This window comes from Acinetobacter lwoffii, assembly GCF_024129735.1.
Classification (GTDB): Bacteria; Pseudomonadota; Gammaproteobacteria; order Pseudomonadales; family Moraxellaceae; genus Acinetobacter; species Acinetobacter lwoffii_H.
Map to the genome: position 1 here is coordinate 1 of NZ_JAMXXK010000078.1, position 9,593 is coordinate 9,593.

The 9,593-nt window shown below is 44.7% G+C and carries 13 protein-coding genes; 9 read left to right on the forward strand and 4 right to left on the reverse strand.

Annotated features, from left to right (window positions below; translation table 11 throughout):
• The first annotated feature begins 280 nt into the window (after positions 1–280).
• Positions 281–760: a hypothetical protein gene (locus NI469_RS15030; RefSeq protein ID WP_071851463.1), complete on the forward strand. Its 480-nt coding sequence runs from the start codon at positions 281–283 to the stop codon at positions 758–760.
• 81 nt (positions 761–841) lie between these two features.
• On the opposite strand, the gene NI469_RS15035 is transcribed toward NI469_RS15030, so the two are convergent.
• From NI469_RS15035 to NI469_RS15045, 3 genes are all read right to left on the reverse strand, one after another.
• Positions 842–1,126, reverse strand: a complete 285-nt coding sequence (locus NI469_RS15035) for a hypothetical protein (protein ID WP_071851465.1) — start codon at positions 1,124–1,126, stop codon at positions 842–844.
• Positions 1,127–1,171: 45 nt separating this feature from the next.
• A complete protein-coding gene (locus NI469_RS15040; RefSeq protein ID WP_004646095.1) occupies positions 1,172–1,789 on the reverse strand; it encodes an L-threonylcarbamoyladenylate synthase in 618 nt (205 codons plus the stop codon).
• 87 nt (positions 1,790–1,876) lie between these two features.
• Positions 1,877–2,539 carry an elongation factor P hydroxylase gene (locus tag NI469_RS15045; protein WP_253175628.1) on the reverse strand — a complete coding sequence of 221 codons (663 nt, stop codon included), beginning with the start codon at positions 2,537–2,539 and terminating at the stop codon, positions 1,877–1,879.
• A gap of 97 nt (positions 2,540–2,636) precedes the next feature.
• Here NI469_RS15045 and NI469_RS15050 point away from each other — a divergent pair, with 97 nt between their 5' ends.
• The 6 genes from NI469_RS15050 to lysM all read left to right on the forward strand — a co-directional run bounded on the left by NI469_RS15050 (position 2,637) and on the right by lysM (position 6,398).
• The gene (locus NI469_RS15050) at positions 2,637–3,194 is read left to right on the forward strand and encodes a YceD family protein (protein ID WP_004279226.1); all 558 of its coding nucleotides are present in this window, start codon (positions 2,637–2,639) and stop codon (positions 3,192–3,194) included.
• 77 nt (positions 3,195–3,271) lie between these two features.
• The gene (gene rpmF, locus NI469_RS15055) at positions 3,272–3,454 is read left to right on the forward strand and encodes a 50S ribosomal protein L32 (RefSeq protein ID WP_004279227.1); all 183 of its coding nucleotides are present in this window, start codon (positions 3,272–3,274) and stop codon (positions 3,452–3,454) included.
• 223 nt (positions 3,455–3,677) lie between these two features.
• Entirely contained in the window at positions 3,678–4,664 is a 987-nt protein-coding gene (gene fabD / locus NI469_RS15060) for an ACP S-malonyltransferase (protein WP_253175627.1), read from the forward strand.
• Complete coding sequence (gene fabG / locus NI469_RS15065; protein ID WP_153566866.1) at positions 4,661–5,395, forward strand: 3-oxoacyl-ACP reductase FabG; 735 nt, start codon at positions 4,661–4,663, stop codon at positions 5,393–5,395. Before fabD ends, fabG begins: the two co-directional genes overlap by 4 nt.
• 83 nt (positions 5,396–5,478) lie before the next feature.
• On the forward strand, positions 5,479–5,715 hold the full coding sequence (acpP, locus tag NI469_RS15070; protein WP_004646101.1) for an acyl carrier protein: 237 nt from the start codon (positions 5,479–5,481) through the stop codon (positions 5,713–5,715).
• A 185-nt stretch (positions 5,716–5,900) separates the two neighbouring features.
• Positions 5,901–6,398 carry a peptidoglycan-binding protein LysM gene (gene lysM / locus NI469_RS15075; protein ID WP_005095992.1) on the forward strand — a complete coding sequence of 166 codons (498 nt, stop codon included), beginning with the start codon at positions 5,901–5,903 and terminating at the stop codon, positions 6,396–6,398.
• An 87-nt stretch (positions 6,399–6,485) separates the two neighbouring features.
• Here lysM and NI469_RS15080 read toward each other — a convergent pair whose 3' ends face one another.
• Complete coding sequence (locus tag NI469_RS15080; RefSeq protein WP_004279232.1) at positions 6,486–6,953, reverse strand: Lrp/AsnC ligand binding domain-containing protein; 468 nt, start codon at positions 6,951–6,953, stop codon at positions 6,486–6,488.
• A gap of 140 nt (positions 6,954–7,093) precedes the next feature.
• On the opposite strand from NI469_RS15080, the gene NI469_RS15085 reads away from it, so the two are divergent.
• Together NI469_RS15085 and alr are read left to right on the forward strand one after the other, a co-directional pair.
• Complete coding sequence (locus NI469_RS15085) at positions 7,094–8,353, forward strand: D-amino acid dehydrogenase (protein WP_004646103.1); 1,260 nt, start codon at positions 7,094–7,096, stop codon at positions 8,351–8,353.
• Positions 8,354–8,387: 34 nt separating this feature from the next.
• Positions 8,388–9,500 (forward strand): alanine racemase, encoded by a 1,113-nt coding sequence (gene alr / locus NI469_RS15090; protein WP_253147325.1) that lies wholly within the window; start codon positions 8,388–8,390, stop codon positions 9,498–9,500.
• Positions 9,501–9,593: the final 93 nt, after the last annotated feature.

Below are 9,593 nucleotides of genomic sequence, written 5' to 3' on the forward strand. Positions count from 1 at the left end.
GTTTAATTTACTTGCTGGCATATACAATTTAGATTGGGTGAAAGATAAACAATTAAATTGATTGAAAAATGATTTATGAAGGAAGTCTAGTGATTCTCCTCAAAAGAGTAAATAAGCTAGCTGGCAGATATCGAATGATTTTCAAACGGATTTCCCATTAAAAAACATAAAATTAATAAGTATTAATAAACTATTTCCCTGTAATTTTTGGTCAAAAATCCCGCTATACTCTCGAAAAATAGTCAAGAATCACAAAAATCAATAAAAAGGTGAGGAAAGCATGCCACTTATTCTGGTTGTTATTGGGATGATCGCATTCGGGGGATTTTGGGCTTATCCCAAATATCAGATTATGCAGCTTGAAGACGAAGCACGCACAGGACTGAAATCAGGGGGATTCTCGGCTTTTGCCGAACAGGCCCGACCTGTCATGCAGGCCATGAAAATGGATTTTAGTGTGCTGGACCAATATCCCAATATCCGTTTTTACATGCGGCATATGGCCTATGAGGGCGACCAGCTGGATGAGCGGATTAAGCTGGATATGCAAGCCATGTCTTGTGAGTCAATCAATTCCTTTAAAGTCATGGAACCCAAAGCGCGTACAGCGATGCTGAATGTACTGGAAGAAGATCAGATTATTTTTCATGTGTATCTGAAAAATAAACTGGGTGAAGAGCTCATGCATCATGAACAGAAGCTATCGCAATGTCCAAATTTCATTGCGGTTCGTCATTATGAACGTAGTTCAGATTCCTAAACTGTTTTTGCCAGCCACTGCATACCTGCCGAATTGAAAAGAATAAAACTGCAACCTCTCACCATATGCTTTTTTAGATTTTCATGGTGAGGAATGAATGTATTCCTTGGTCGCAAATTCAATGATACGTTGGCAAGTCTCTGCCAGGCATACATTTTGGTTTGAATAGATCTGCAACAACTGTCTCGCTACAGCCAACGTCAGGAAAAATTGGTACTCAGTATGATCAATATTTATAGTGAGATGGGGAGAAGGATGTGCTTCGACCATGACTGCCTTGGATTGCAGTGTCCAAGGCAGTTCTGCATAGATTAAATCCTGTGCAGAAAATTCATGCTGATTTAGCAGGAGATAAAATAAATCCATTCATTTTGACTCCCCGAATGTTTGTAGGAATTTCTCAAGCGTCGTTTATTCAAAGGCGCTGACATCTCCCATACCACGACGAATCACTTCTGGATGATCACCGGATAAATCTACAATAGAAGTTGTGCTCAACGTGCCTAAACCACTATCTACAAAAACATCAATGCGTTTGCCCAGCTGCATTTCAATATCATAAGGATCATCGAGTGGGTCAGTCTGACCCGGTAAAATCAGGGTAGAGGTCAACAGCGGTTCACCGAGTTCTTTCAGTAACATTTGACACACCGGATTATTTGGAATGCGCAGACCAATGGTTTTTTTCTTGGGATGCATCAACCGACGCGGGACTTCGCTGGTCGCAGGTAAAATAAAGGTCGTGATGGCTGGTGTATTATTTTTCAGCAAACGATACATGGCATTGTCCACCTTGGCATAAGTGGCAATATCGGATAAATCACAGCACAGAATCGCATATTGATGCTTTGGGCCCAGACCACGAATTTGCGCAATCCGCTCCATGGCACTCTTGTTTCCAATCTGGCAACCAATCGCATAGGCAGCATCAGTGGGATAGACCACCACATCACCCGCACGGATACGTTCCACTGCCTGACTGATTAAGCGGGGTTGCGGATTGTCTGGGTGTACGCGTAAATGCAGCATAGAGACTACTCCAAGCTTGGGCTGATGGCTTATTATGTGGCGCTCAGGCAAGATCTGGCAATCATAAAAAAGGTAGATTTGTGTAATTTAATCAAGCATTTCACGTATAAATTCATCAGATTGTAAACTTTTGCCACCTCTGATGCAGATACAGATACATTGGATAAAGCGCGCTGCATCACGTGAAAGTTTGGCTGTACCATTAAAATAAGCCTGCACTTGGGCATAAACATTATCTTTAAAGCTGACACCATCACCGCCGTCGCCAGTCAGGTTATCCAAAGAAACCCGGAATTTACGGCCAAAAGCCTGGGCAAACATCCACTCAATTGCCTGTGGCTTGATTTCGACTTGTTCAAACAAAGCCTGCTGTTCACGGGTACGGCCATCCGGGGCATACCAGTAGCCCAGATCCGGCAGCAGACGGCGTTTGTCTCCGGCAATGGTCCAGTGGCTGATTTCATGCAGGGCACTATTAAAGAAACCATGCGCAAACTGGATCCGGGCAGGACGGTCTGTGCTTGCAGGGAAATATTCTGGTTCAAATTCGCCGCGCACTAAAGTGACATTTAAATGGGAAAACCAGTGATTAAAGTGTAAGATGAGCCAGTCCACCTGCTGCGCTTCTGACGATAAATTCGCCCATGGCGAGAGTTGCACTTGTTGTGTTGAACTGTCAGAATCAAGGCTTGGAATTGTGCTAACGAGTGATGAAACATTCACTTCTGTTTGCGGCTGCAACAGATGCATGACTTGAGTTACCCAAATGGTCTGTCGAAATAAGTACAAAATTGTATCTTAATCTTTGACAGAGTACTGATGAATTTGTAGAATTGCCGCCTTAATTATGTCAGCAAATACCTTTCCGGCACAGATTGAGCCGTTTAAATGGGCTGAACAGGGCTTTAAATGGTCAGGTCAACTGCCTTTATCCCGCTTTGTTCGTATCGCTCGTGAAGCTGTTGGATCAATTGATGATCAATTGATTAACATAGACTGTAAGCTATCAATGGATGCGTATCATCGTATTGCATGGCTAGATGGTCACGTTGAAACAAAAGTTCCTATGGAATGCCAGCGTTGTCTGGAAACTGTAGAAATTGAACTGGTTTCATCGTTCCATTTAGCACTTGTGGATGATGAGTCACTGATAGAGCGCTTGGATGAGGATGCTGATTTCATCGTCCTAGGTGAAAGTGAAGCAACGACCAAAGGTGATTATGATGCACCGGCGACCGCTGATTTGCTCGCGCTGATAGAAGATGAACTGTTATTGTTGATGCCGTTGTCGCCTAAACATGAGTTTTGTGAACATAAGCATCAACCTGCCGTAGAAGAAGTGGCTGAAGAAAAACGGGACAACCCGTTTGAAGTTTTGGCTGCTTTGAAGGGTAAACTTAACTAATTTTTGTGTTATACTCTTGTGTATAAGACAATCGAATTTGTTCTGATCCATTTTTTCGATCTTTGTAAGGAGCCATCATGGCCGTTCAGCAAAACCGTAAAAGTCGCTCTCGCCGTGACATGCGCCGTTCACATGACGCTTTAACCGAGAATGCATTAACTGTAGACCAAGCTACTGGCGAGACTCACCGTCGTCACCACGTATCTAAAGATGGTATCTACCGTGGTCGTCAATTATTCGCTAAAGCATCTGCTGAATAATTGGTGATGTATTAAGCGTCAAGCTTAGTAGAAAAAATGGGAGCATTTAGCTCCCTTTTTTTTGTCTTTGATTTTTAGGTGTATCGGTTTTTTGTTGTATTTGGCAATTACCGCCGACAAAATTACATGCTAAATTGCGCTCCACAATGATTTAGGTGGTCTTATTGGTCAGTCTTCTTGTTAGGATTGAAGAAGCACACCTCTTGAATGAAAGGATTTTATTATGTCTGCTACACCACTCGAACAAGCAGCGCCAGCAACAAAAACTGCATTTGTGTTTCCGGGTCAGGGTTCCCAAAAAGCTGGTATGCTGGCTGAGCTTGCAGAACAGTTTGCGAGTATTCGCGAGACATTTGCAGAAGCATCTGAAGCCGTCGGTTTTGATCTGTGGCAGATTGCGCAAACTGGCGAAGGTCTGGATCAAACTGAATTCACCCAGCCAGTATTGCTGACTGCAAGTATTGCCTTATGGCGCGTTTGGTTGGAATCTGGCGGTGTAGCACCGAAATATCTGGCAGGCCATTCACTGGGCGAATACAGTGCATTGGTCGCATCGGGTGCTTTAAGCCTGGGTGATGCTGTGCAGCTGGTGAACCTGCGTGGCAAATTGATGCAGACTGCAGTACCTCAGGGTGTAGGCGCGATGGCTGCCATTTTGGGTCTGGATGATGCCAAAGTGATTGATCTGTGTACACAAGCAACTGCAGCAGGCGAAGGTTCTGTCGAAGCGGCGAACTACAATGCACAAGGGCAGGTTGTGGTTGCAGGCAATAAAGATCGCGTTGAAGCAGTGATGGCATTGGCCAAAGAAAACGGCGGAAAAGCCATTGCACTACCAGTATCGGTTCCGTCACATTGTTCATTGATGAAACCTGCTGCTGAACAGTTTGCTCCGGCATTGGAACAAACCGCCATTGAGCTACCACGCATTCCTGTATTACAAAATGTGGGCGCACAAGCGGCAACCAATGTAAATGAATTGCGTCAGGCGTTGACCGCGCAACTTTATGAATCAGTACAATGGACTAAAACTTTACAATTCCTTCAAGATGAAGGGATTGAGTACATCGTAGAATGTGGTCCGGGTAATGTATTGACCAACTTGGCGAAACGCTTGCCGAATATTCAAAAAGCACTTCCACTGGACACTCAATCCCGTCTGGAAGATGCATTAAACACCGTATTGGCGGCAGAAGGGAAAAGTGCATGACACAGGAACGTAAAGTTGCTCTGGTAACAGGTGCAAGTCGTGGTATTGGTGCTGCGATCGCACAACAGTTGATTCAAGATGGTTATTTTGTCGTAGGTACTGCGACATCTGAAGCCGGTGCGGAAAAATTATCTGCACAGTTTGCTGAAAATGGTGCGGGTAAAGTATTAGATGTACGTGATGGTGCTGCGATTGATGCGCTGGTAACGGACATTGAACAGAACTATGGTCCAGTCCTTGCGTTGGTCAATAATGCGGGTATTACCAAAGACAATTTACTACTGCGTATGTCTGAAGATGACTGGGATGATATTTTAAATATTCACCTGAAAGCAGTTTACCGTTTATCTAAACGTGTACTCAAAGGCATGACCAAGGCGCGTTTCGGCCGCATTATCAACATCAGTTCTGTGGTGGCACACTTTGCCAACCCGGGCCAAGCCAACTATTCTGCTGCCAAAGCAGGTATTGAAGCATTTAGCCGTAGCCTTGCCAAAGAAATGGGTAGCCGTCAGATTACCGTAAACTCGGTAGCACCAGGTTTTATTGCGACTGAAATGACTGAACAGCTAAGCGAAGAAATTCGTAAAAAAATGACTGAGCAGGTGGCATTAAACCGTTTAGGTGATCCGCAGGATATCGCAAATGCCGTAAGTTTCCTGGCTTCAGATAAAGCCAGTTACATTACTGGTACAGTTATGCATGTAAATGGGGGCTTATACATGAGCTAAGCTCAAGTATAAACTTTCCAAATTTTTTAGATTCAATTAAACTAACGGCATTAAAAACGCCACAAGCAATGAGGAGAATTCCTGTGAGCGATATCGAACAACGTGTTAAGCAAGCAGTTGCAGAACAACTTGGTATCAAAATCGAAGAGATTAAAAACGAAGCGTCTTTCATGGATGACTTAGGTGCAGATTCTCTAGATCTAGTTGAACTGGTTATGTCTTTCGAAAATGATTTCGACATCACGATTCCTGATGAAGATTCTAACGAAATCACAACTGTTCAATCTGCAATTGACTATGTTTCTAAGAAACTGGGTTAATCGCCGATTTCAGCTTTGCTGAGCATAAAGACCACCCTCTCGGTGGTTTTTTTGTGTCTGCTTTTCACCTAAATGGAAATTTTACAATCGATTACCTTTCTGTCACCAATGACTAACTATGCCTTGGCTATTTTCATTATAAAAATAAGAGTGATATGACATTAACGACAAGAATGGAGTTCCATATGGGTCTTTTTGATTTTGTAAAAGGTATCGGTAAGAAAAATACAGCTGCCGCAGAGCCGCAGGCCGCACCAGCAAATACTACTCCAGCCGCAGCAGCACAGCCCGCAGAGCCTTCTGCCCAAGAAGTCGCAAATAAATTACTTGGTCATGTAAAAGGTCTGGGTCTTCCGATCACTGGTTTATCCATCAGTTATAATTCAACCTCGGATCTGGCCACGGTCAGAGGTCAGGTGCAAAGTCAGGCCGATCGTGAAAAAATTATTCTGGCGGTGGGGAATATTGATCATGTGGCCAAAGTGGATGATCAGCTTACGGTCAGCAGCCCTGAACCGGAAAGCAAATTCTACACGGTGAAATCAGGTGACAGCTTGTCAAAAATTTCAAAAGAATTTTATGGCGATGCTAATCAGTATAATAAAATTTTTGAAGCCAACCGTCCGTTGCTCAAAGATGCAGATGATATTTTCCCGGGACAGGTGCTACGCATTCCTGCTTAAGGTTTAATAAGTCCAATCAATATTCGATCTCAAAGCCCCGTTTGGGGCTTTGTTGTTTTTGCCCGTAGCTTTAGAAATTCAAACTCATTAAATACCCAGGTCCAGATATAAACTTTCTTTGACTTCTTCCATCACTACATAACTGTGGGATGAAGCAGAAGCGGGCAGTTTTTTTAGTAAATCTCCCAACAGGCGGCGATAGGCACTCATTTCCTTTAAACGCGCTTTGACCAGATAATCAAAATCACCGGAAATTAAATGGCATTCCAGGACTTCCGGAATCTCAGTCAAATTGCGTGCCACCTGATCAAAGACATCACCTGATTTGGCTGAGAGTTTGATTTCCAGAAATACCAGCAAACTACGTTCTAGCATTTCCGGATTTAGACGGGCGTAATAACCCATGATGATGCCTTCGCGTTCCAGCCGTTTTACCCGTTCTGAACAGGGTGTGGTCGATAGATTGACGCGTGCTGCAAGTTCGCTAATGGCAATCCGGCCATCGCGTTGCAGGATATCCAGAATCATGCGGTCAATGCGGTCTAATTTGCGCATCAATATTTCCCTCTTTTTTTTAATTCTGCCCGAAAAAATATTTATTCCACTGAATATACAGTCTGAATATAGTGAATTTAACTATTAAAGCAAAAATATACTAGTGAAATAAACTGAAAAGATGTTTGAGGGTTAAGGTAATGCGCGTATTAGTTTTGGGTAGTGGTGTGATTGGTGTGGCAAGCGCTTACTATCTGGCGCAGCAGGGAGCAACTGTGACTGTGCTGGATCGTCAGGCAGGTCCGGCGCAAGAAACCAGCTTCGGTAATGCCGGGCAGATTTCTCCAGGATACTCGACCCCTTGGGCTGCACCAGGTATTCCGTTTAAGGCAGTCAAATGGATGTTTCAGCATCATGCACCGTTGGCGATTAATGTCGATGGCAGCTTGTGGCAATTGCAGTGGATGGCACAAATGCTGAAAAACTGTAATGCGCAGCATTATGCAGTCAATAAAGAACGGATGGTGCGTGTGGCTGAATATAGCCGTGACTGTTTGCGTAATTTGCGCCGTGATATTGGCATCTCTTATGAAAACCGTTCAAAAGGCACTTTGCAGATTTTCCGTAAAGATGCGCAGCTGGATGCGGTGCAGCGCGATATTGAAGTTCTGAAAGAAACCGGAGTTGAATTTGAACTACTGGACCGCGATGGATTGGCGCGTGTAGAACCGGCATTGGCACAGGCAAAAGACAAACTGGTAGGCGGTCTGCATTTACCCAATGATGAAACAGGTGACTGCTATCTGTTTACCAATGCCCTGGCAGAACATGCCAAAGGGATGGGTGTAGAGTTTAAGTTCAATCAAAACGTTGAAAAGCTGATTGTAGAAGGTGACCAGATCAAAGGTGTTCTGGTGAATGGTCAGGTACTCACGGCAGATAAATATGTGCTGGCCTTTGGTAGTTATTCACGTGATTTCTTAAAACCGCTTGAACTGAATTTACCGGTCTATCCGGTGAAAGGTTATTCACTGACCATTCCGATTTTAGATCCGGCCTATGCACCACAATCTACAGTACTGGATGAAACCTATAAAATTGCGATTACCCGTTTCGACCAGCGCATCCGCGTAGGGGGAATGGCTGAACTGAGCGGTTTTAATTTGGGTCTGAATGAAGATCGTCGCGGCACGCTGGAAATGGTGACCCGTGATTTATTCCCTGGAGGAGACATGAATCAGGCCAGTTTCTGGACAGGACTGCGTCCAATGACCCCGGACAGTACGCCAATTATTGGGAAAACCCGTTTTAAAAACCTGTTCCTGAATACTGGACATGGCACGCTGGGTTGGACCATGGCCTGCGGTTCAGGAAAATTAATCAGCGATCTGGTTTTGGCACGTGATCCTGAAATTAGTACCGAAGGATTGTCATTGGCGCGCTATCACCAGGCGGCTTAAGACTATCTGAGGCGGAATATTCAAGGAGGAATGTATGCCACGTCCCATTACTGCAATTATCCATCAACAGGCGCTTGCGCATAATTTAAGTGTGGCGCGCCAATGTATGCCCAATAGTCAGGTATTTGCCGTGGTCAAGGCCAATGCCTATGGGCACGGGATTGAACGTGTCTATGCTGGACTTGAAGGTGCAGACGGTTTTGCCTTTCTGGATATTGAAGAGGGCGCGCGGCTACGTGCGCTGGGATGCAAGAAGCCGCTAATGTTGCTCGAAGGTATTTTCGCTTTTGAGGATTTATTTGCATGTGTGAAGCATGAAATGAGCTTTGCCATTCATTCCCGACATCAAGTGCAATGGTTGAAACAGTTTGCTGAAATAGCGCCCGATGCACAGTTTGATGTGTATTTAAAAATGAACAGCGGCATGAACCGTCTGGGTTTCAAGCCGCAGCAATACACGGAAATCTGGCAAGAGCTGCACCAGCTAAATAATGTGCGTTCCATTACCCATATGACCCATTTCTCCGATGCGGATGGCGAGCGTTTTGGACAGGATGGGATTCAGCATCAAAACCTGATTTTTAGCCAGACCATTCAGGGGCTTGAAGGTAAAAGCTCACTCAGTAACAGTGCGGCCATTCTGCGGCATCATCAAACCCTTCATTCCGATATTGTACGTAGCGGCATCATGCTGTATGGCAGTTCACCAGATTATCCAACACACACGATTCAAGACTGGAATCTGCAACCGAGCATGAGCTTGCGCAGTGAAATTATCGCCATTCAAACGATCCAGACAGATGAGAGCATTGGCTATGGTTCCAAATTTATTGCCACGCAGGATATGCGGATCGGGATTGTGGCCTGTGGCTATGCGGATGGTTATCAACGCCTCTCGGTGACGGGTACACCTGTGCTGGTCGACTCAATGAAAACACAGACATTGGGTCGGGTCAGTATGGATATGCTGGCCATAGATCTGACTGCGCTGCCGCAGGCGAATGTGGGCAGTGAAGTGGTACTTTGGGGACAATCTTCCCAAGGTGTGACTTTGCCGATTGATGAAGTGGCGGCCAGTTCAGGCACCATCGGCTATGAGCTGATGTGTGCGGTGACCGCCCGGGTTCATTTCCAGATTGAAAGCTAAATTTTTGGTGGTGTTTCAAAAAGTATGCTGAAACAAAGCAGGTTGAATTTTGATAAAATAGAGAAATGCGAATAACTCTAGAAATCAAATGTC